This is a genomic window from Pseudorhodoplanes sp. (assembly GCF_046289595.1).
Taxonomy (GTDB): Bacteria; Pseudomonadota; Alphaproteobacteria; order Rhizobiales; family Xanthobacteraceae; genus Pseudorhodoplanes.
The window spans coordinates 81,765-103,060 of record NZ_JBKBVB010000003.1 but is presented as its reverse complement, the minus strand read 5'-3'; the positions used below and the strand labels follow the sequence as shown (position 1 = coordinate 103,060).

The following is a 21,296-nucleotide window of genomic DNA, read 5'->3' as shown; positions in this document are numbered from 1 at the left end:
ACGGGCCATGATCTCCTCCGTCAGGAGGTTGAATCACTTTACACCCGCTTCGGGAATCCCCTTTATGGGTACAGAACCTAGCCGCCCCCGCACAAATAAACGCGCTGTTCCCGTGGCACCCCAGGCGGTTGACCGGGATCAACGAGGCCCGGTCCGGCCAGTTTAGATTACGTACAAAATCGGCATTTTCGCTTTGCGGCGGCGGGGGCCGCCCTGCTAACGATTGTTGCAAGTTGAACTATCGGCCGTGCCGGCCCACCTGAAGTGTCATGATCGTCTGTTCCTGCAACGTCCTGACCGATACCGCGATTCGCACCGCCTGCCATACCGAGCGGCCGCGGACCACGGGCGAGGTCTATGGGTGCCTCGGCTGCAGTCCGCAATGCGGACGCTGCGCGCGCACCATCAAGTCGATCATGGACCAGGCGCTGGGTGGCAATTGCGCCGCGGGTTGTCCGGTCTGCCCGGCCGCCGCCGCCGCCGCGAACACGCTTGAATCCGCTGTCTCGGCCGCCGCTCCTGCGCAGGTTCCCGCCGAAGCCGCCTGAGCGCTTTGCCCGTTGCTGTGAGTTCCCTGCGCCGCAAGCAGCCACGCCTTGCATCGCTCTGCCTCACTGTTTAGAATTGCTCCAAACTAATGGAGTGACTGAATATGAAGGGCGACCCCAAGGTCATCGAATATCTCAACAAGGGTCTGCGCAGCGAGCTGACCGCGATCAATCAGTACTGGCTGCACTACCGGATTCTGGACAATTGGGGCTTCAAGGATCTGGCCAAGAAGTGGAAGGCCGAATCCATCGAGGAAATGCATCACGCCGACAAGTTCGCCGAGCGCATCCTGTTCCTCGACGGCTTCCCGAACATGCAGGTGCTCGATCCGCTGCGCATCGGCCAGACCGTCAAGGAAGTGATGGATTGCGATCTCGCCGCCGAGCATGATGCGCGCAATCTCTATCAGGAGGCCGCGACCTATTGCCATTCGGTCAAGGACTATGTGTCGCGCGATCTGTTCGAACAGCTGATGAAGGACGAGGAACACCACATCGACTTCCTCGAAACCCAGCTCGATCTGATCAAGAAGGTCGGCCTGGAGCTGTATTCGCAGCACCATATCGGCAAGCTCGACGACGATTGATCGTCGTTGAGCCTGCATGCGAGTCTCGATCGCGTCGTCATGGCCGGGCTTGTCCCGGCCATCTCCGTTTTGGCGCCGCTTTCTTGAAACGGCATGACGGCGATGACAGCAAAACGAATCAGCAAAATTTTGCGCGGCGCCTGGCGCCGCGCTTTCGTTTGTTAACGGTGCGTTGGGGAACCTTGATGCGGCGTAAACAGAAACGTGAACGGGTGCGGTACAAACGCGCCGTGGCACCCGCAAACGTTAACAATCGCGGTTAAAAATCAAGGTTAAGCGCCGCTTAAGCAATTTCTGCGACCGTGCCCTCACTCCATTCGCCGAGTGAGGACGGACTATGAAATGTATCAAGACGAGTTTGATCGCTGGCGCTGCCGCCGCGATGACGATGACCGCCCCGGCTTTCGCCGCCGACATGCCGATGCCGGTCTACAAGGCCCCGGTCGTGTTGCAGACCGGCGGCTGGTACCTGCGCGGCGATATCGGTTTCTCCAATCAGAAGGTCGATGAACTGACCAGCCCGGTCTTCACGCCGGCGGTGACGGTCCTGAAGAAGGAAGTCGACGCAGCGCCGTTCGGCGGTCTCGGCATCGGCTATCAGTTCAACAACTGGTTCCGCGTCGACGTCACCGGCGAATACCGGGGCGGCGCCACGTTCCGCGGTCTCGACACCTACACCGTCGCGTCGAACGACTATTTCGGCACCAAAAGCGAGTGGCTGTTCATGGGCAATGCCTATGTCGATCTCGGCACCTGGTGGGGCTTCACCCCGTTCGTCGGCGCCGGCATCGGCTATTCGCGCAACACCATCAGCAACTGGCGCGACATCAACAACCAGACCGGCGCGACCGCCTATGCCGACACGCATTCGCAATGGGAATTTGCCTGGGCGGTGCATGCCGGTCTCGCCTATCAGGTCACGCCGAACTTCACCGTCGAATTCGCCTATCGCTATCTCGACCTCGGCGATTTCGCGACCGCGGACATGATCGGGTTCAACGGCCAGAACGCCGCCTACAATCCGATCTATCTGAACGGCGTCACCTCGCACGACTTCAAGCTCGGTCTGCGCTGGAACCTGTCGCCGGTCCAGCCGGTCTATGCGCCGGCTTATGCGCCGCCGCTGATGACCAAGGGCTGAGTTATCCGAGTTTCCGGCGATATGGATTTGAGAGAGGCGGAGCGCAGGCTCCGCCTCTTTTGCGTTGAACCGAATTATTCGGCGGGCTGCAGACGTTGCGAGTTGCGCCTGCCCAGGCGGAAGCGGTCCGGCCGTTCGAACAGGAAGGACAGCGCGGTCCCGCGCACAAGGCGCTGCAGGATCAGCGGCACAGCCACCGCAGCACAGGTGACGAGCGCAGCGACCGTGCCGGGATCGCTGACGATCCCGCTCCTGGTCAGCGCGATCCGCGTCGCCGCCATGGGCAGGAAGAAGGCGAGATAGATCGCAAGCGACTGCCGCCCGCAAAACTGCAGGACCGCGGCGGCCTTGATATTCGCCAGCAGCACCGCGGCCGCAATCACCGCAGCCGCGCCGGCAAAACCCAGCGCCAGCGACATGCCGGGCAGGGCGGCGATGCCCGCGTGAATGCACAGCGCAGTGACCAGGGCCCACACCGCGAGCGCCGCCGCTGTCATCGCGGGGCGCGCGGCGATCCCTTTCCCATGTGCGACGATGACGCTGCCAAGCAGCATGCCGGCATAGAAATAGACGAAGCGGGCGGCGAATTCGTCGATCAGCGTCCAGCCGGTCTGAAGATGCAGGCTCTCAAGCAGCGCCGCCGCGATCAGTACCGCAACGGGCGGCAGTGCGCGCGTCAGCCGCGCCGCGAGGAAAAATACCGGCAGGAGATAGATGAACCACAGCGTGCCGAACGGATCGACGAAGGCTGCGAGATAAAGCCTGATCGCCTCCAGCGGGCCGTCCTGCACCGCATAGACCGGGGCGCGGAAGGCGAACTGGATGGTCAGCCACAGCAGATAGAAATAGACGAAATGCAGCACCTTGGAATCGAAGAAGCTGCGCCAGTCCTTGCCGAGGCTGCGCGCGGCGAACAGGCCCGCGATCAGGAAGAAAGCCGGGATGCGGAAGGGCTTGGCGAATTCGACGACCGGATGCAGCCAGCCCATGGCGCCGAGCGCGGCTTCGCTCGACAGCGTCGAATGCATCATCACCACGAGCACAATGGAAATGCCCTTGGCGGTGTCGACCCAGGCAAGCCGGCCGGCTTGCGTCATCGCGTATGCGGCGTTGTTCTGCATCTGCGCGCCAAGGTATGGCATCTGGCCCGGTCCGGCAGCTTGTTCCGCAAAATAGAGTCAATTTCGGTCCGGGCGGTTATGGTTAGCGATGCCTTAACCAACGGCGCTTATGGTTTCCGAAGCGTTGACGCCCGCAATGGGCGAATGGCTGAAGGATCAGTGCCGATGCGTCGTTCCCTATCGCTTGCCCTCACCTGTGCCGGGTTCATCGCCGCGGCCTGCGGCTCGCCCATCGCTCACGCCGCCGACATGCCCGGCCTCTATCAGCAATATCAGCCCGCCGGCACCGTCACCGAATTCACCTCCGGCTGGTATCTGCGCGGCGATCTGGGCTGGCGCACCGACACCAAGATCGGCGACGTCAGCTATACCGGTTTTCCGACGCCGGTCGGCGTATCGCTGAAAGACGTGGTGACCGCAGGCGGCGGCGGCGGCTACAAGTGGCACTGGTTCCGCGCCGACGTCACCTTCGACTATTCCGGCAAGACGCGCTTCTATACCCTGACCAATCCGTCGGGCGTCTACGATGCCAAGGTCGATACGCTGGTCGGTCTGGCGAATGTGTATCTCGATCTCGGCACCTGGTCGGGGATCACGCCCTATGTCGGCGCCGGTGTGGGCTTCGTGAATTTCTGGAGCCATGGCTACACCGCGCCGAACGGGCCGATCGACAATTCCTCGCACAGCAAGGCGGATTTCGCCTGGGCCTATATGGCGGGCCTTGCGTGGTGCTTCGCGCCGCGCTGGAGCGTCGACTTCAGCTATCGCAGGCTCAATCTCGGCGAAATGAGCTTCAATCCGCATCTGCGCAATGCGCTGAGGCTCGACGACATCAGCGCCAACGAATTCCGCATCGGTTTGCGTTACAATCTGGATTGATCCGGATTAATTGCAGGTTCGCTCTCCATCGTCATGGCCGGGCCTGTCCCGGCCATGGCCGTTTTTGCGATGAAAGGCCGGTCCAGCAACGTTTTTACGCGCGCCGCTTGACGGCGCAGGCGTCTGTCCTTATCCCGGTCCGTGGGCCACCCCTCCCCAACGAGCGGGCGTGCTATCTGGAAGGATAGACCAATGACGACCACGACACCCGGCATGCGGCCGGCCAATCCGCATTTTTCCTCCGGCCCCTGCGCCAAGCGCCCCGGCTGGACCCTCCAAGCCCTCAAAGACGCACTCGTTGGCCGCTCGCACCGCTCGAAAGAGGGCAAGGCGAAGCTGAAGCGCGCCATCGATCTCACCCGCGAAATCCTCGAAGTGCCGGCCGATTACCGGATCGGCATCGTCCCCGCCTCCGACACCGGCGCTGTCGAAATGGCGATGTGGTCGCTCCTGGGTGCGCGCCCCGTCACCATGCTCGCCTGGGAATCCTTCGGCGAAGGCTGGGTGACCGATGTCGAGAAGCAGCTCAAGCTGAAGGATGTCACGACCTACAAGGCGCCGTATGGCGAACTGCCCGACCTCTCCAAGGTCGACAGCGATACCGACATCGTCTTCACCTGGAACGGCACCACCTCCGGCGTGCGCGTGCCCGATGCGGACTGGATCCGCGCCGACCGCAAGGGCCTGACGATCTGCGACGCGACGTCGGCCGCCTTCGCGCAGCCGCTCGATTTTGCAAAACTCGATGTCGTGACCTTCTCCTGGCAGAAGGCGCTGGGCGGCGAGGCCGCGCACGGCATGCTGATCCTGTCGCCGCGCGCGGTGGAGCGGCTGGAGACCTACAAGCCGGCCTGGCCGCTGCCGAAAATCTTCCGCATGACCAAGGGCGGCAAGCTGAACGAAGGCATCTTCGTCGGCGAGACCATCAACACGCCGTCGATGCTGTGCGTCGAGGATTATCTCGACACGCTCGCCTGGGCAAAGCAGGCCGGCGGTTTGAAAGGCCTGATCGCGCGCGCCGATGCCAATGCAAAGGCGATCCACGACTGGGTGGCCAAAACCGCATGGGTCGAGAATCTCGCGACGGATCCGAAGACGCGCTCGAACACCTCGGTGTGTCTCAAGATTGTCGATCCGGCGATCACCGCGCTGTCGGTCGATGCGCAATGGGCCTTCGTGAAGAACCTCGTGGCGTTGTGCGAGAAGGAAGGCGTCGCGTTTGATTTCGCCAATCACCGCGATGCGCTGCCCGGTCTTCGCATCTGGTGCGGCGCGACCGTCGAGCGTTCCGACGTCGAGGCGCTGCTGCCGTGGCTCGACTGGGCCTATGCCAAGGCCAAGGACACGCTGCCAAAGGCGGCTTAGCGACCGGTCGTCCCCGCGAAGGCGGGAACCCATACGCCGTTGCGCATCAGTTCAAGCATCAACACCGAGACCATGGATTCCGGCCCTCGCTTCGCTCGGCCGGAACGACCAGTACCGAGACCGAACCATGACCGCACCCAAAGTCCTCATCTCCGACGCTCTCTCCCCGGCCGCCGTGCAGATCTTCAAGGATCGCGGCGTTACCGTCGATTTCCAGCCCGATCTCGGCAAGGACAAGGACAAGCTTGCCGCCATCATCGGCGGCTATGATGGCCTTGCGATCCGCTCCGCGACCAAGGTGACGCCGAAAATCCTGCAGAATGCCAAGAACCTGAAGGTGATCGGCCGCGCCGGCATCGGCGTCGACAATGTCGATATTCCGGCGGCGACCGCCAAGGGCATCATCGTGATGAACACGCCGTTCGGCAATTCGATCACGACGGCCGAACACGCGATCACCCTGATGCTGGCGCTGGCGCGGCAGATTCCCGCCGCCGACCATTCGACCCAGGCCGGCAAATGGGAAAAGAACCGCTTTATGGGCGTCGAGATCACCGGCAAGACGCTCGGCGTGATCGGCGCGGGCAATATCGGCTCGATCGTGATCGACCGGGCGCTCGGGCTTCGCATGCGCGTGATCGCCTACGATCCGTTCCTGTCGCCGGAGCGCGCGCTCGATCTCGGCGTCGAGAAGGTCGATCTCGACGAGTTGTTCAAGCGCGCCGACTTCATCACCCTGCATACGCCGCTGACCGAAAAGACCAGGAACATCATCGACGCCAGGGCGCTCGCCGCGATGAAGAAAGGCGTGCGCATCATCAACTGCGCGCGCGGCGGCCTCGTCGATGAAGTGGCGCTGCGCGCGGCGCTCGATTCCGGCCAGGTTGCGGGAGCTGCCTTCGATGTATTCTCCACCGAGCCCGCGACCGAAAATCCGCTGTTCGGCCATCCGAACGTGATCTGCACCCCGCATCTCGGCGCCTCGACCACCGAGGCACAGGAGAATGTCGCGCTGCAGGTCGCCGACCAGATGTCGGAATACCTGTTGCGCGGTGCGATCTCGAACGCGGTGAACTTCCCTTCGATCACCGCGGAGGAGGCGCCAAGGCTGCGGCCCTTCATCGAGCTGGCGGAAAAGCTTGGATCGTTCGCAGGCCAGCTCACCGAGACCGGCATCGAAAAGGTCACGATCACCTATGAGGGCGCGGTGGCGCAGATGAAAGTCAAGGCGCTGACCTCTGCGGCGCTCGCGGGCCTGCTTCGTCCGATGCTGCAGGACATCAACGTGGTGTCGGCGCCAGTGGTTGCGAAGGAGCGCGGCATGGTCATCGACGAGATCACGCGCGAGGGTGAGTGCGACTATGAGAGCCTGATCACGGTGACGGTGACGACCGAGCGGCAAACCCGATCGGTATCCGGCACGGTGTTCGCCGACGGCCGGCCGCGCATCGTCAACATCAAGGGCATCCGCATGGACGCGGAATTCGGCCCCTCGATGATCTACATCACCAATCTCGACAAGCCGGGCTTTATCGGCCGCTTCTCCGGCACGCTCGGCGAAGCCGGGATCAATATCGCGACCTTCCATGTCGGCCGCGACAAGCCGGGCGGCAACGCGGTGGCGCTGATCGAGATCGACGGCGAATTGCCGCAAGATGTGCTGGAGGCGGTGCGGGCGCTGCCGCAGGTGCAGTCGGCCAAGCCGCTGCGGTTCTGAAGCCATCACCGTTCGTTCCCGCGAAAGCCGGAATCCAGCTTTCAATGCGCCGGGTTCCCGCTTGCGCGGGGGCGAGCGGAGGAAATGAGATTCAATAGGACCTTCTGATCCGCAGCACCCCCGTCGCCAGCAAGACGCCGCCGACGATGAAGACCGTGCCGACGAAGTGGAACCATTGCGGGACTTCGCCGAGCAGCAGCATCGCCTGAATCGAGCCGAACACCACGATGGTCGGATAGAGCGCGGCAACCGGGTTGGGGCCGAGCAGCTGGACGCCGCGGTTGTAGCAGAGATAGGCAAGGAGCGAGGGGAAGACCGCCATATAGAGCACGACCGCCGTCATATGCAGATCGAGCGGCGGCAGCGGCCGCACCGACACTTCCCAGGCGACCAGCGGCAGCACCAGCACGGTCCCGGCAATCGCGGTGACCGCCAGGAACGAGAGCGGATGCATCGCAGGCCGTTTGCGCAACAGCGGCGAATACAGCGCGAAGATCAGGATCGCGAGAAGGAACCAGAGGTCGCCGCGATTGAACGAAATCGAATGCAGCACGTCCGGGTCGCCGCGCGTCAGGATCACGACCACGCCCGCGAGCGAGATGAAAAGCCCGGCGATCTGCCAGACGCCCATGCGGTCGCCAACCAGAAGATACGACATCACCCCGATCACCAGCGGCATGGTGCACTGGATCAGGAGGCCGTTGATCGCGAGCGTATATTGCAGGCCCCAATAGGCCGGGATCGCGTAGCCGGTGGTGCCGGTCAGGCCGAGCAGGCACAGGATCGGCAGGTGGGCGCGGATCGCGGGCCAGTCGCGCTTCAGATAGCCCCAGGCAAACGGAAGCAGGATCAGTGCGCCGATCCCCCAGCGCAGCGCGCTCAGGGTCACCGGCGGCATCACCCCGGCGATATGCCGGCCGAGCACGATGTTGAGCGACCACATCAGATAGGTCAGGCAGACCAGCAGAAAGGCCTGCTGGTTGAGCCAGCTGCCCAACCGGCCGAACAGACTGGCCATCGCGTCGCCCCCGGCAGTTCGATCGACAGGGCCGGCCGGACGGCGGCGCAGTCGAATTATTGTTGAATTCAGTCTCCTGCCCGAAAAACCGGTACCGGCTTTCCCGAGCGTGCGTCCTTGCTACACAAGCGGCCTGAGGTGAGGAAGGGCGCGTGCCGCATAAGGGCCGCGCGTTAACCCCAGGCCGCCCCAACCTTCCCAAAATTTCATCTTTTTCAACCGCTTAAAGCCGGGATTCCGGCGCTTCCGCGGGCTCCGCGGCTTGCCTCAGGGCCGCGCTTGCCGTATCCGGATCGGGCCCTCGCTGCGGCCAGGGAAGAGGTGAAGCAAGGGCCCGCGGCCCGCGGGAGGAAACTGGTCGGATGGCGAATGTAGTTGTCGTCGGAGCGCAATGGGGCGACGAAGGCAAAGGCAAGATCGTCGATTGGCTGTCCGAACAGGCCGATATCGTTGTCCGCTTTCAGGGCGGGCACAATGCCGGACATACGCTGGTCATCGACGGCAAGACCTACAAGCTTTCTTTGCTGCCGTCGGGCGTGGTGCGGTCCAACAAGCTGTCGGTGATCGGCAACGGCGTGGTGATCGATCCGCATGCGCTCGCCGCCGAGATCGACCGGCTGAAAGAGCAGGGTGTTGCGGTGACGCCGGACAATCTGCGCATTGCCGAGAATGCGACCCTGATCCTGTCGCTGCATCGCGAGCTGGAAGCAATTCGCGAATCAGGAGCGGCGCGCATCGGCACCACCAAGCGCGGGATCGGCCCCGCTTACGAGGACAAGGTCGGCCGCCGTGCGATCCGCATGATGGATCTCGCCGACCTGCCGGCCTTGCGCGGCAAGATCGAGCGGCTGCTGGCGCACCATAACGCGCTGCGCCGCGGCAACGGCCTGCCGGATGTCTCGGCGGACAGTGTCTATGAGGAATTGGCGGCGGTCGCGCCGCGCGTGTTGCCCTATCTCGACTCGGTGTGGTCGCTGCTCGATGCCAAGCGCCGCGAGGGCCGCCGCATTTTGTTCGAGGGTGCGCAGGGTGCGCTGCTCGACATCGACCATGGCACCTATCCGTTCGTGACCTCGTCCAATACGGTGGCGGCGCAGGCCGCAACCGGCTCGGGGCTTGGGCCGGGCTCGATCGGTTATGTGCTCGGCATCTGCAAGTCCTACACCACGCGGGTCGGCGAGGGGCCGTTCCCGACCGAGCAGGACAACGAGATCGGCCGGCTGATCGGCGAGCGCGGACGCGAATTCGGCACCGTCACCGGCCGGCCGCGGCGCTGCGGCTGGTTCGATGCGGTGCTGGTCCGTCAGACCGTGAGAACCAGCGGCATCGACGGCATCGCGCTGACCAAGCTCGACATTCTGGACGGCTTCAAAGACATTAAGGTGTGTGTCGGCTACCGGCTGGACGGCCGCCTGATCGACCATCTGCCGGCCAGCGAACACGCCCAGGCGCTGGTCGAGCCGGTCTACGAAACCATCGAAGGCTGGCAGGATGCCACCGCCGGCGCCCGGTCCTGGGCCGACCTGCCGGCCCAGGCGATCAAGTATGTCCGATGGATCGAAGAATTGATCGGATGCCCGGTCGCTCTTCTGTCCACGTCGCCGGAGCGCGAGGACACAATTCTGGTGCAGAATCCATTCGAGACGTGACACCATGGGACGACGGGGCTGCTTTGTGATCCGGAGCCAATCAGGGACGCATGGCTGACTATTACCCTCTGATCCAGCGCGCCATTGCCGGGCTGGAAAAGAACACCGGCGAGGCACGGCGCGCGCTGTACGAGCGGGCGCGCACGGCGCTGGTCGCGCAATTGCGCGGCGTCGATCCGCCTCTGCCGGAGGCCGAGATCACGCGCGAGCGCCTGGCTTTGGAAGAAGCCATTCGCAAGGTCGAGGGCGAGGCTGCGCGCCGGACGCGCGCCGATGCGCCTGCGGCAGCGCCGGGCGCGCCGCCTGCGTCCGCGGCGCCACGCTTTCCGAATGCTGCGGCTCCGGCGCCGAGCCGCCAGCCGCCGGCGCAACCGCCGGCACCGCAGCCGCCACGCCCGCAGCAGCCGCCGGCCGCGGCTGGCCCAAGACCCGCAGGCCCGCCAGCGGCCGCGAAGCCCGGTCTGCCGCCGCAGTCATTGCCGCCGCTGCCGCCACGGCCAAAGCCGCCCGTGCCGGGTGCTGCGCCAAAGCCGCCCGGACCGCTGAGTCCGCAACCCGCCGCTGATGCGCGTCCGCCCGTGCCGCAGCGGCCGCCCGCACGCGACCCCTTTGCCGAACTTCCAAGCGCGCATGAGTTCGACCGGCTGATGGAGCCGCGTCTTGCGCAGGAGGATTTCAACCGGCCTCCGGGGCCGATACCGCAGGGCGATGCGTTCCGCGATCAGCCCCCGCCGCCGCGTGGCCGCCCGCCGCACGAGTTTGAGGACGACGAGGAGCCTGCCGAGGACGCGCGCCCGCGCCGTCAGCTCGGCGGGCTGGTGAAGGCCTTGGTGGCCGTGGTCCTGATTCTGGGATTGGGCGCTCTGGCCTGGTCGCAGCGTGGTCTCGTCACCGATCTGCTGCAGTCGTTCCGCGGCAGCGCGACGCCGCAGGTGGCTAACGACAGCAAACCGGCGCAACCGGGTCAGCGGCCAAAAATCACCGACCGCCTGAACGCGCAGGATGCACAATCCGGACCCGCGGTGGCGCAGCGCGTCGTGCTTTATGAGGAAGAGCCGAACGATCCGCAGGGCCGCCGCTATGTCGGTTCGGCGATCTGGCGCACCGAAACGGTCTCGCCCGGACCGGGCCGTCCGCCGGAGCTTGCGATCCGCGCCGATGTCGAGATTCCCGAACGGCGGCTGACGATGTCGTTCTCGATCCGGCGCAACACCGACCAGACGCTGCCGGCCAGCCACACCATGGAGGTGATGTTCAACCTGCCCGCGGATTTCCCGGCCGGCGGCATCTCAAACGTCCCGGGCGTTTTGATGAAGCAGGCCGAGCAGACCCGCGGCACGCCGCTTGCTGGCCTCGCGGTGAAGGTGACGAACAACTTCTTCCTGATCGGGTTGTCGGCGGTGGACGCGGATCAGGCGCGGAACGTGCAGCTCCTGAAGGAGCGCGCCTGGTTCGATATTCCCATCGTCTACAATAATAACCGCCGGGCCATTTTGGCGATCGAGAAGGGCACACCGGGCGAGCGCGCGTTCCAGGAAGCCTTTGCGGCGTGGAAGCAGTAGAGCTTGCGCGCGCGACCTGGAATCCCGGCTTGAATTGGCGACCTGGGACGATGGCGTCTCAATGCAGACGGATCGATCCCTGTCCCGGTTCGATGAGCGCCTCGGTGAACGGGAATTCCAGCACGATTTCCCCGTCCTCGTCGGTGACCTCGATCGCGGCACGCATCAGGCGCGGCTCGGCATCCTCGTCGTGGAGAATGTCACGGATCATGGCACGCGCCATCGTCCATGCATGATCGGGATCACGCAACTCGGCACCGTCGGGATCGCGGATCAGTTCCCCGTCGATGCGGGTGTTGAAATAATATCGCGGCATACGCAAAAGCCTCGCACGGAGCTGTGACAGGATCGCGGCGGAAAACTGCCCATTCCCACCAGAGATGCACACTGGGTTGCACTCTTTATGCCATCGCAGCCCCGGCAGCGTAACCCCTCTCGCGGCCTCTTGCGGCCCTCTGTCGAAGCTGTTCCCGGCCATCCGACCGCCATCTCCCCATTAATTCCTGCGCGATGCGGGACGGACGTTGGCCGGAATGGCAAACCGCGCGCCGTTTGCCTGGATTTATTCCCGCGCTATGAAAATGCGCCCCGGGCGATCATTCCGCAGGCGTCGTCAGGGGGCTTGGCTCTGCGGACTGTTGCCCGATACCCGTCGTCTGCGGTGACGGTGCCGCATCCGTGGTGCCACGATTGACGTGGGGGCCAGTTCCACAGCCAAGCCGCTCCTGCCAATTGGCGGTGCTTTGGGAATGGCCCATGTTCCGCACGACCCCGCGGTTGTCTCAGCGTGACATGCAAAAATTGACCTCGCTGCCAAGCGAGGGAAAAAGCGAGCCAAAGGCGATGTTGGCTCTGAGCCAGAGCGCCGAATTCTCGATGAACCGCCCATTGTTGCGGGTGAGATAGGATCCGGACAGGAAGCGCAGCCGCAGCCCTTCCGCTTGCGCAAACAATTCCAGCCGCTCCGGCGACATTATGCTGACATGGCCAAACTTGCGTGCGCGTTGCCGCAGCCTCCGCTCGTAGCCGAGATCCGCGATCACCTTGGGCATGGTCGGCGAACCGCCGACCATGAGCCCGTCGGTCAGAAGGAACGGCAAGAAGGCGCGCAGGCAGGCCTCGGGGTTCTGCAGATGCTCCAGCAGGTGCAGAAAGACGATGACATCGTACCGCCGCTCGAGCGGGGGTTGCGCACCGTGCTCGACATTGAAGCGAACGAATTGAGTATAGCCCTTGGCGGCGAGCTGCTCCGGATCGCAGGCGATGTCGACGGCGTCCCAGCGCCGTATGATGGCCGGCCGTCCTGCGTCGCTGCGCGGCTTCATGAAGGTCAGCATCTGTCCGCGATCGACACCCACCTCCAGCACATCCACGGGCCTGCCGAGATGCCCTGCATGGGCTTCGATCAAGTGGCGCACGAACCAGTAGCGCAGGAAGCGCAGCGGATAGCGCGTCAGCCGTTCGCCTTGGAAATAGCCGTTCATGCGCTCGATGCCCTCGAAGGCATCGAGGCGCCATCCGGCGGGCCAGAACGGGGAGGACGCAGCAGAAACGCCCGTCATGGAACGATCACGACCGGAGTCAGCGCCGCGGCTGCGCCGATATTAATGGCTGCAATTTGCCGTGCGCCGCCGCGCAGCGCCATCCCGGCAAGAAAGATCAGCAATGCGATAACCGCGGTCGTCGCATGACATGTTGACAGGCCGGTCAGCAGCGTCAGCCCGCAAACGGCGAAAGCTATTCCGCACAGCGTCCGCCCATAGAGATCGAGGCCGCATGCGTCGAAGAAGGATTTGACCGCGAAATTTCCCGCCAGAATCGTCAGCGCCATGAACAGATACAGATAGGGCAGGACGAGTTCGACCGCGTCTTCGAAGGCCAACGCCGATTCATTGAAAGAGGCAATCGTCTCCACGAGATTTCCAAACTGATAGGGCTAAAAACACGGAAGAATGCCTCTTATGGCGGCGAAGCGGCGGGATCAAGGCGTTTGTAAAAAACACCTGCGGCATACACGTCCGGCGTGTAGGCTGCGCGGGGAGATTGCCGCGCAGCCCCTGCTGCCGAACTGACACGCAGCGTCTTGCGGTCTCGGGAGCCTACTAGTGGGCCGGCAGCGCCTGCGGCGTTTTCGGCGTCTCCATCGCGGCGACCTTGTTCTTCACTGCCTTCTGCACCTTCTCGAAGGCGCGCACCTCGATCTGCCGCACGCGCTCGCGCGACACGCCGAACTCGGCTGCGAGTTCTTCCAGCGTCACCGGATCGTCGGCGAGCCTGCGCGCCTCGAAGATGCGGCGTTCGCGATCGTTCAGCACGGTGAGCGCGTGATCGAGCGCGGCGCGGCGGTTGTCGAGCTCCTCGTGCTCGGCCAGCACTTCTTCCTGCCCGGCGGATTCGTCCGCCAGCCAGTCCTGCCATTCGCCGGAATCGCCGTCGTCGCGGATCGACGCATTGAGCGAGGCGTCGCCGCCGAGGCGGCGGTTCATGTCGACCACGTCTTTCTCGGTGACGCCGAGGCGCTTGGCAATCTGGGCCACCTGGTCGGGCTTGAGATCGCCTTCGCCGAGCGCGTTGATCTTGCTCTTGGCCTTGCGCAGGTTGAAGAACAGCTTCTTCTGGTTCGCGGTGGTGCCCATCTTCACCAGCGACCACGAACGCAGGATGTATTCCTGAATCGATGCCTTGATCCACCACATCGCATAGGTGGCGAGGCGGAAGCCTTTGTCCGGCTCAAACCGCTTCACCGCCTGCATCAGGCCGACATTGCCTTCGGACACGATTTCTGAAATCGGGAGGCCATAGCCGCGATAGCCCATCGCGATCTTGGCGACGAGCCGCAAATGGCTGGTGACGAGCTTGTGCGCCGCCTCGCGGTCGCCGTGCTCGCGCCAGGACTTGGCCAGCATGTATTCTTCCTGCGGCTCCAGCATCGGAAACCGCCGGATTTCTTCGAGATACCGCGACAGACCACCTTCGGCGGTGATCATCGGCATAGCCGCAGAACGGGCCATGACTTGCGCCCTCCAAATTCATGTCCCCAAACTTACCCCCCGAATCGCGGCGGGCAGATGATCCGCCGCCGTCAACGGGCCGACGGGACATGTTGCGGTGCAACATACCGCATTCGCAGCATAGGGGACGAGAACTGCGAAAGATAGTTACATTCCTGTCACCTCGGCGTGAACGGGAATGCTTCGGCACCGTACCCAAGTCTCTGGTCCGATTGGCGTTTTGAAATACGCGGCGGGGGCCGCCGCGTTTCAGGCCGGGGCCAGACTATCACGCAAACGGGCAAGCGGCCCCGGCAGTTCCGACTGGAATTGCAGGACGTCGCCAGAAACCGGGTGCTGGAAAGCCAAGAAATAGGCATGGAGGGCTTGCCTCGCAAGGGCTGCGAGGGCCTGCCGGGCGCCCGGCGGCAACAGCGCGGCTTTGGTCCGGTAACCGGTGCCGTAGGTCGCATCGCCCAGAATCGGATGGCCGAGATGGGCGAGATGCACGCGGATCTGGTGGGTGCGTCCGGTCTCCAGCCGGCATTCGATCAGACTCGCGACCGGTTTGCCGTCGGCGCCGGCATAGCGCTCCTTCACCTGCCAATGGGTGATGGCCTCGCGGCCGCCCTGGCGCACCGCCATCTTGTCGCGGGCATGCGGATGGCGGTCGATCGGGGCGTCGATGGTGCCACGCGGCCGGTCGGGTGCGCCCCAGACGAAGGCAAGATAGCCGCGCTCCAGATCGCCGGTGCGGCCGTGATCGGCGAATTGCGCCGACAGCGACTTGTGGGCCCTGTCGGTCTTGGCGGCGACCATCACGCCCGAGGTGTCCTTGTCGAGCCGGTGCACGATGCCCGGCCGCAAGACGCCGCCGATGCCGGAGAGCGAATCCCCGCAATGGGCGATCAGGGCATTGACCAGGGTGCCGGTCTGATGGCCGGCGGCCGGATGCACGACGAGGCCGGCCGGCTTGTCGATGACAATCAGCTGGTCGTCCTCATAAAGGATGGTGAGCGGGATGGCTTCGCCTTCCGGCTCGGCCGGCTCGGGCGGCGGCACATTCACGATGAGCATTTCGCCAGCCTTGACCTTGTAGCCGGGATCCTCGATCGCGCGTCCATTCGCGGTGACGGCGCCTTCCAGAATCAGCGCTTTCAGCCGCGTGCGCGAGAGTTCGGCGAGCTGTGCGGCCAGCAAACGGTCCAGCCTTGTGCCGGCGTCTTCCGGCGCGACGGTAAGGGTTTCGGTGGAGGCGAGGGACATAATGGTCGCAGCGGGCTCAGTGGGCACCCTTTGCCCCGTTGGGGAGAGGGTTGGGGTGAGGAGGCTCGTGCTCTATACGCTAGAATTTAACCCCTCACCCGGCGTAGTTCGTACGCCGACCTCTCCAAGGGGAGAGGTGAGCCGAGCAAACCTGACGTATGTCATCTCCCGAACCCCTGAAAGACCCCGACGGCAAGCCGCTCGATCCGCAGGCCCAGGCGGTGGTGGATCGGGTGCGTCGCATGTCCGCGATTTCCGGTTTTGCCACGATGTTCGGCATCGCGGTGGTGCTGATGGTGATCGGCTGGAAGGTCTCGCGCAGCGGCGATGGCGCGCCGCCGTCCCAGCCCGTCGACGTCCAGGCCATGCTGCCGAAGGGTGCGCGGATCATCGCCGCGCAGACCGCCGGCGACCGGCTGGTCGTGACCATCGATGCCGGCGGCGCGATCGAGGTGCGCACCTTCGATACCCGCACCCTGCAGCAGACCGGCCGGCTGCGCTTCATGGAGGAACGCTAATCGCGTTGACGCGGCGATCATTGTTCGCGTCGTCATCGCGACGACTTTTGCGCAAGACGCGCGCGGCAAACAGCGATTGCAATTTTCCGGATTTGCGCTATATTGATGTTTCGAGCTTTCGGCCGAACGACGTGGCCTCGCGCAAACCGCTCACCAGAGCAGCGCCTGAAAAACGACTTTCACCCCTGAAAATCTCGAATAGAACCCGGCCGCGTTCGCGCGCGGCTCTATACACGCTTATGTAAAGGATTGGCTCCCATGCAGACGGGAACCGTGAAGTGGTTTAACGCAACCAAGGGCTTCGGATTCATCCAGCCCGACAACGGCGGCAGCGACGTGTTCGTGCATATCAGCGCCGTCGAGCGCGCCGGCATGCGCGGCCTCAACGAAGGCCAGAAGATCTCCTACGAGCTTCGCGCCGACCGCAAGACCGGTAAGTCTTCGGCCGACAACCTGCAGGCCGCATAATTGCGGGCTGCCGCAAGCCGCGTCACCGCAGCTTGCCGAAAGATTGCTCCGCGGCGCGCGCAAGCGCGCTGCGTGAGCGGCGGACCTCAAGCCACGGATGTAATGGCGAGGTTCGCTTGCCTCGGCGACGAGGCATCGATGAGATGTTTCGACGATCGCCGTTTGTGATGGCCGGGCTTGCCCGGCCATTTGCATTTTCGGCGCATATTTGCGGCGCGGCCTCGGCTGCGAACCGTGAAATGACCTCTGCCCGGTTCCTGGGCATCACGGACATTTTGAAAAAATTGCAGTGGCACCGGATCGCAGGCGACCGCGTTCTATGCGCACGCCCGATCCGGGCGGCTCACCCGAACAGCCGGAGATGCATGTCTGCGCGCAAGCAGATGGAGGTTTCCATGACCGATGTGTCGATTGGTGATTTGAATCCCGCGCCGACTCCGCCTTGCCCCGTTTGTGGCGGCGAAACCGTTCTGGCCGAAGCGCCGAAGGCCGTCGCAAAAGTGACCGACATATTCCGATGCAAGCGCTGCAACGTGGAATATCCGGTGGCGCGAAAGCCCGACTCATGATGCGCTAAAACCGTGCCCGGCATGATGCCAGGCGGCTGGCGCAGGGGTAGCTTTTCATGCTGACGCACAAGCAATCGGGCGTGCTGCGCGGCATGCTGACGGGGCTCGCGATGACCATCGTGGCGCTCGCGCTTGCGATGAATGGCGTGCTGACGCCACTGATGCCGGGCGCAGAGTCCGCGCTCGGCTTTGCGCTGAAGTGGGACATGCTGGTGCTCGCATGTCTTGCCGTCAGTATTGGCATGCTGGCGCGCCACCGCTTCTTCACGCCGGACGATATCGACGGCGGCGGGCTGACCGAAGGCACCGCGAAGGCGCATCTGCTGCAATCCATGCTGCAGAATACGCTGGAGCAAACCGTGCTGGCGCTCGGTGTGCATCTGACATGGGCGACGGCGATGCCGCGCGCCTTTCAGGCCGCGGTGCCGGTCGCGGCGATACTGTTCGTGATCGGCCGCGTGCTGTTCTGGCGCGGCTATGCTGCCGGCGCGCCGCGCCGCGCGCTCGGCTTCGCGCTGACATTCTATCCGCAGGTGGCGATGCTGCTGGTGATCGCGGGATGGCTGGTGGCGCGGTGAGGGTGCAGAGACACGTTAGTTAGACCCGGCCGCTACCCCTTCTTGCCCTGCTTCTCCGCATATTGATCGACCAGCGCGCGGATCATGCGCTGATAAGGCACGCGCCGCGCTTTCGCCGCACGCTTGAAAAAATCGACGCTGCGGCGGGACAGCGACAGCGTCACCTTCACGTTGTCATCGCGCAGCACGAGGTCGTCGGGTGCCGGGAGGAAATCCTCGATCACGCGCGCGCGGCCGATTTCGCCTTTTGTGTACCTAACGGTTTTGCTCGTCATAGATTTTCTTGCCTTTCCGCCAGTAAGCCCGCCCCGAAAATGCGGATGCGCCCGGCGCGATAGGTGAAGCGAGCCGTCATCACGCCGCCTGCGACCTGCCCAAAGCAGAAATAGCGTTTCTCTGCGTCACTGTGGTCGAGGTCCTCTGCAATGACACGGTCTGGGTCGAGGAAGGCCTCCTGCGCCAGTGCAAACGAAACGCCATGCTTGGTCCGATTCTGCCGGTCCTTCAGGTCATCCAATTCGAAGTCCGGGCCGTTCATGATACGGAAAAATTACCATATGAGTGTCTGGCGCTCAACGCATTGCTGGCGTGACTTCGGGCCGACCGGAAAAATGTCCGTCGCCGTGACTATTATGGGGCCCGCCTTTGCAGGAACGGACCGAAAAGTGCTTCGTTTGGCTAAGCGTGTTTTCACCCCCTCCCGCCCACATTCCGTCAACCATTTCGCCTAGCTCATGCCCGCCGGTATCCTGTCCCGGCAACTTGCCAACCTGCTTGAACCCTTTCCTCACGAGTGACGACGCATGCACGGGGACGAGACCCCGCCCGGCGCAGCCGCGCCCGGCGTCACGCGGCCCGAGGCAGGGCCAGGTCAGGAGCGCGAGGCCCGCATGCTGAAGCCGTTTTCGGTGCCGCAGATCCCGCCGGTCCCGCAAGGGCAGGGCGATGAACACGCACAGCTCCCGCAGGCGATCGGCTTTTCCGGCGAGCGGCGCGATTTCCGCCGCCTCGTCACCCGCGGCGCGCTGCTCGAACTCGTTACGCTCGGCTTCTACCGCTTCTGGCTCGCGACCGACATCCGGCGGCATCTGTGGTCGCACACCGAGGTGCATGGCGACGCCGCCGAATATACCGGCACCGCCAAGGAATTGTTCATCGGCTTCCTGGTCGCGATGGCGATCCTGGTGCCGGTCTATGTGGCCTATTTCTTCGTCGGCCTCGAAGCCGAGCGCGTGCAGGCCTTCGCCTCGATCCCGCTGATCGTGTTTCTGTATCTGTTTGCGCAATTTGCGATGTATCGGGCGCGGCGCTATCGCGTCACCCGCACTGTGTGGCGCGGCGTGCGTTTCAATATGGGCGGTTCGGGCTGGGATTATGCCTGGCGCTCGGTGCTGTGGGGCGTGTTTGCCGCCGCGACCCTCGGCCTTGCGCTGCCGTGGCGCGCGGCGGCGCTGGAGCGATTCAAGATGCGCCACACCGCCTATGGCACGTTGCAGGGGTCGTTCGAAGGGACAGGCGGGGCGTTCTTCAAGAAGGGCTGGTGGCTGTGGCTGTTGATGTGGCCGTCGGCTTTGCTGATCGTTCCGCTGCCGTTTCTCTACGCGATGTACAAAGCCATCGAGTGGCGCTGGTGGGTCAACGGCCTGCGCCTCGGCGGCGTGCGGTTCGAGAGCGATCTCGATATCGCCGATCTGATGGGGGTGTACTGGAAAGTGATCGGCTGGCTGCTGCTGATCTTCGTTGCGCTTGGTATGTGGTTCGCCGCGGTGATCGCGCTCGGCCACGGACTTGCCGGCGCGGGCCTTGAGGGCGAAGCCAAGATGGCCGCCGTGATGGGCAATGTGTTCATCATCGCTGCGCTCGGCGTCGGCTACCTGATATCCGCTCTCGCCTTCAATGCGGTGCTGCGCATCTATCTGGTGCATGACATCTGGACCAAGGTCGCCGGCACGACGGTGGTGCACAACATTGCCGCAGCCGATAATGTCGCGGTCTCCGGCGCTGCAGCGAGCGCGATCGGCGAGGGCTTCGCCGATTCCCTGGATATCGGCGGGTTCTGAGACCATATCGCGAGATATCGGCCGCTCGTCCCCGCGACAGCGGGGACCCAGAACAAGGATGCAGCATGCCCGCAGCAGCGGGCATGAGCGGAATTCGGATGGTTCACGCGATGACTGGCAACTCCGATTGCGCGACAATTCCCGCCGTATTCTACGACGGCACCTCCAACCGCAGGCGCAACGTCACGCTGCGCTTTGACGATGCGATGGACATCGTCGAAGAGGGTGTGGTTGTCGCCACCTGGCCTTATGACGATGTGCGGCGCGCCGATGGCGGCGGCCAGCGGCTGCGGCTGTCCTGCACCTCTGCGCTGCCATTGGCGCGGCTTGAAATCGCGCAGGACCATGCCGCGCAGCTGGCTGCGCGTTTCCCGAAGCTCGATGCCGGGCGCGGCCCGGGCCAGACCGGACGCATCGTCGGCTGGTCGGTCGCGGCCGCGATCTCCATCGTGCTGGTGACGATCTACGGCATTCCGCTCATCGCCGACCGGCTGGCGCCGCTCGTGCCCTTTGCAGTGGAGAAGCGGCTCGGCGAAGCCGTGGACAAGCAGGCGCGCACCATTTTCGGCGGGCAGGCATGCACGCGGCCGGAGGGCCAGGCCGCCTTCAACACGATGATCGCCCGGCTGAAGGAGGCCGGCGGCTATGAGGGGCCGCTGGAAGCGCAGGTGCTGTCGTCGCGCGTCGTCAACGCCTATGCGCTGCCGGGCGGCAAGATCTATCTGCTCGACGGCCTGTTGCAGCGCGCGAAGAATGTCGACGAGGTCGCAGGCGTCATGGCGCATGAGCTCGGCCATGCGCATAATCGCGACGGCCTGCGCAAGCTGATCCAGACCGGCGGCTCGTCGTTCCTGATCGGACTGTTGTTCGGCGATGTTACCGGCGGCTCGGCGATGCTGTTTGCGGCGCGCTCGATCCTCGATGCGTCCTATTCGCGCGAGGCCGAAAGCCGCGCCGACGGCTTTGCCATCAAGGCGATGACCGGGCTCGGCCGCTCGCCGCGGCCGATGGGCGAGTTCCTGGTCCGCATCACCGGCGGCGGCAAGGTCGCGACGGTGATCGACAGCCATCCGCTCAGCGCCGACCGGCTCGACCGCATGAAAAAGGAAGAGCCCGCGCAGCCCGGCCCGCCGATCCTGACGGATGCCGAATGGCAGGCCTTGCGCGCGATCTGCGCCGACGTGAAGAAGGATGGCGGCAGTCGGGCGGGCAAGAGCCTCCCAGCCAGGCCAGCCGCGACCTGACGGGCGCGGCGCCTTG

At 64.2% G+C, this 21,296-nt stretch carries 22 protein-coding genes and 1 pseudogene; 14 read left to right on the top strand and 9 right to left on the bottom strand.

Annotated elements, in window-relative coordinates; all coding sequences use genetic code 11:
• Positions 1 to 269: 269 nt before the first annotated feature.
• The 3 genes from ACK41X_RS01815 (at position 270) to ACK41X_RS01805 (ending at position 2,276) form a co-directional block, all read left to right on the top strand.
• Positions 270 to 548 carry a bacterioferritin-associated ferredoxin gene (locus tag ACK41X_RS01815; RefSeq protein WP_409718567.1) on the top strand — a complete coding sequence of 93 codons (279 nt, stop codon included), beginning with the start codon at positions 270 to 272 and terminating at the stop codon, positions 546 to 548.
• A 104-nt stretch (positions 549 to 652) separates the two neighbouring features.
• Positions 653 to 1,135, top strand: a complete 483-nt coding sequence (gene bfr / locus ACK41X_RS01810; RefSeq protein ID WP_409718564.1) for a bacterioferritin — start codon at positions 653 to 655, stop codon at positions 1,133 to 1,135.
• Between the two features lie 337 nt (positions 1,136 to 1,472).
• Positions 1,473 to 2,276, top strand: coding sequence for an outer membrane protein (locus ACK41X_RS01805; protein ID WP_409718561.1), 804 nt, complete (start codon positions 1,473 to 1,475; stop codon positions 2,274 to 2,276).
• A gap of 74 nt (positions 2,277 to 2,350) precedes the next feature.
• On the opposite strand, the gene ACK41X_RS01800 is transcribed toward ACK41X_RS01805, so the two are convergent.
• Positions 2,351 to 3,418: an acyltransferase family protein gene (locus tag ACK41X_RS01800; protein ID WP_409718558.1), complete on the bottom strand. Its 1,068-nt coding sequence runs from the start codon at positions 3,416 to 3,418 to the stop codon at positions 2,351 to 2,353.
• A gap of 144 nt (positions 3,419 to 3,562) precedes the next feature.
• On the opposite strand from ACK41X_RS01800, the gene ACK41X_RS01795 reads away from it, so the two are divergent.
• The 3 genes from ACK41X_RS01795 (at position 3,563) to serA (ending at position 7,358) form a co-directional block, all read left to right on the top strand.
• Positions 3,563 to 4,276, top strand: a complete 714-nt coding sequence (locus ACK41X_RS01795; RefSeq protein ID WP_409718555.1) for an outer membrane protein — start codon at positions 3,563 to 3,565, stop codon at positions 4,274 to 4,276.
• Positions 4,277 to 4,468: 192 nt separating this feature from the next.
• A complete protein-coding gene (locus ACK41X_RS01790) occupies positions 4,469 to 5,641 on the top strand; it encodes a phosphoserine transaminase (protein ID WP_409718552.1) in 1,173 nt (390 codons plus the stop codon).
• Positions 5,642 to 5,768: 127 nt separating this feature from the next.
• A complete protein-coding gene (gene serA, locus ACK41X_RS01785) occupies positions 5,769 to 7,358 on the top strand; it encodes a phosphoglycerate dehydrogenase (RefSeq protein WP_409718549.1) in 1,590 nt (529 codons plus the stop codon).
• A 91-nt stretch (positions 7,359 to 7,449) separates the two neighbouring features.
• On the opposite strand, the gene ACK41X_RS01780 is transcribed toward serA, so the two are convergent.
• Positions 7,450 to 8,376 carry a DMT family transporter gene (locus ACK41X_RS01780; protein WP_409718545.1) on the bottom strand — a complete coding sequence of 309 codons (927 nt, stop codon included), beginning with the start codon at positions 8,374 to 8,376 and terminating at the stop codon, positions 7,450 to 7,452.
• A gap of 362 nt (positions 8,377 to 8,738) precedes the next feature.
• Between ACK41X_RS01780 and ACK41X_RS01775 the strand changes: the two genes are divergently transcribed.
• The gene (locus ACK41X_RS01775) at positions 8,739 to 10,025 is read left to right on the top strand and encodes an adenylosuccinate synthase (RefSeq protein ID WP_409718540.1); all 1,287 of its coding nucleotides are present in this window, start codon (positions 8,739 to 8,741) and stop codon (positions 10,023 to 10,025) included.
• 50 nt (positions 10,026 to 10,075) lie between these two features.
• The gene (locus ACK41X_RS01770; RefSeq protein ID WP_409718537.1) at positions 10,076 to 11,587 is read left to right on the top strand and encodes a hypothetical protein; all 1,512 of its coding nucleotides are present in this window, start codon (positions 10,076 to 10,078) and stop codon (positions 11,585 to 11,587) included.
• Between the two features lie 58 nt (positions 11,588 to 11,645).
• Here the strand turns inward: ACK41X_RS01770 and ACK41X_RS01765 are convergent, their stop codons facing one another.
• The 5 genes from ACK41X_RS01765 to ACK41X_RS01745 form a co-directional block, all read right to left on the bottom strand.
• Positions 11,646 to 11,903: a DUF6894 family protein gene (locus tag ACK41X_RS01765; RefSeq protein WP_409718535.1), complete on the bottom strand. Its 258-nt coding sequence runs from the start codon at positions 11,901 to 11,903 to the stop codon at positions 11,646 to 11,648.
• Between the two features lie 466 nt (positions 11,904 to 12,369).
• Positions 12,370 to 13,149, bottom strand: coding sequence for a methyltransferase domain-containing protein (locus ACK41X_RS01760; protein ID WP_409718532.1), 780 nt, complete (start codon positions 13,147 to 13,149; stop codon positions 12,370 to 12,372).
• Positions 13,146 to 13,469 carry a hypothetical protein gene (locus tag ACK41X_RS01755; protein ID WP_409718529.1) on the bottom strand — a complete coding sequence of 108 codons (324 nt, stop codon included), beginning with the start codon at positions 13,467 to 13,469 and terminating at the stop codon, positions 13,146 to 13,148. The genes ACK41X_RS01760 and ACK41X_RS01755 overlap by 4 nt, the downstream gene beginning before the upstream one ends.
• A 220-nt stretch (positions 13,470 to 13,689) precedes the next feature.
• A complete protein-coding gene (rpoH, locus tag ACK41X_RS01750) occupies positions 13,690 to 14,598 on the bottom strand; it encodes an RNA polymerase sigma factor RpoH (RefSeq protein WP_409718526.1) in 909 nt (302 codons plus the stop codon).
• Between the two features lie 249 nt (positions 14,599 to 14,847).
• On the bottom strand, positions 14,848 to 15,843 hold the full coding sequence (locus ACK41X_RS01745) for an RluA family pseudouridine synthase (protein ID WP_409718582.1): 996 nt from the start codon (positions 15,841 to 15,843) through the stop codon (positions 14,848 to 14,850).
• Between the two features lie 158 nt (positions 15,844 to 16,001).
• Between ACK41X_RS01745 and ACK41X_RS01740 the strand changes: the two genes are divergently transcribed.
• The 4 genes from ACK41X_RS01740 (at position 16,002) to ACK41X_RS01725 (ending at position 17,976) form a co-directional block, all read left to right on the top strand.
• On the top strand, positions 16,002 to 16,361 hold the full coding sequence (locus tag ACK41X_RS01740; RefSeq protein WP_409718523.1) for a hypothetical protein: 360 nt from the start codon (positions 16,002 to 16,004) through the stop codon (positions 16,359 to 16,361).
• A 258-nt stretch (positions 16,362 to 16,619) separates the two neighbouring features.
• Positions 16,620 to 16,829, top strand: coding sequence for a cold-shock protein (locus ACK41X_RS01735; RefSeq protein WP_409718520.1), 210 nt, complete (start codon positions 16,620 to 16,622; stop codon positions 16,827 to 16,829).
• 143 nt (positions 16,830 to 16,972) lie between these two features.
• Positions 16,973 to 17,398: a hypothetical protein gene (locus tag ACK41X_RS01730; protein WP_409718517.1), complete on the top strand. Its 426-nt coding sequence runs from the start codon at positions 16,973 to 16,975 to the stop codon at positions 17,396 to 17,398.
• Between the two features lie 56 nt (positions 17,399 to 17,454).
• Entirely contained in the window at positions 17,455 to 17,976 is a 522-nt protein-coding gene (locus tag ACK41X_RS01725) for an MAPEG family protein (RefSeq protein ID WP_409718514.1), read from the top strand.
• A 32-nt stretch (positions 17,977 to 18,008) separates the two neighbouring features.
• On the opposite strand, the gene ACK41X_RS01720 is transcribed toward ACK41X_RS01725, so the two are convergent.
• Both ACK41X_RS01720 and ACK41X_RS01715 read right to left on the bottom strand, forming a co-directional pair.
• Positions 18,009 to 18,251: a hypothetical protein gene (locus tag ACK41X_RS01720; protein WP_409718511.1), complete on the bottom strand. Its 243-nt coding sequence runs from the start codon at positions 18,249 to 18,251 to the stop codon at positions 18,009 to 18,011.
• Positions 18,248 to 18,493 (bottom strand): BrnT family toxin, encoded by a 246-nt coding sequence (locus ACK41X_RS01715; RefSeq protein WP_409718508.1) that lies wholly within the window; start codon positions 18,491 to 18,493, stop codon positions 18,248 to 18,250. Before ACK41X_RS01715 ends, ACK41X_RS01720 begins: the two co-directional genes overlap by 4 nt.
• A gap of 286 nt (positions 18,494 to 18,779) precedes the next feature.
• Between ACK41X_RS01715 and ACK41X_RS01710 the strand changes: the two genes are divergently transcribed.
• Together ACK41X_RS01710 and ACK41X_RS01705 are read left to right on the top strand one after the other, a co-directional pair.
• Entirely contained in the window at positions 18,780 to 20,036 is a 1,257-nt protein-coding gene (locus tag ACK41X_RS01710; RefSeq protein WP_409718505.1) for a YjgN family protein, read from the top strand.
• A 65-nt stretch (positions 20,037 to 20,101) separates the two neighbouring features.
• Positions 20,102 to 21,085 (top strand): annotated as a pseudogene (locus ACK41X_RS01705) (M48 family metallopeptidase); the annotation flags it as partial.
• Between the last annotated feature and the right edge of the window lie 211 nt (positions 21,086 to 21,296).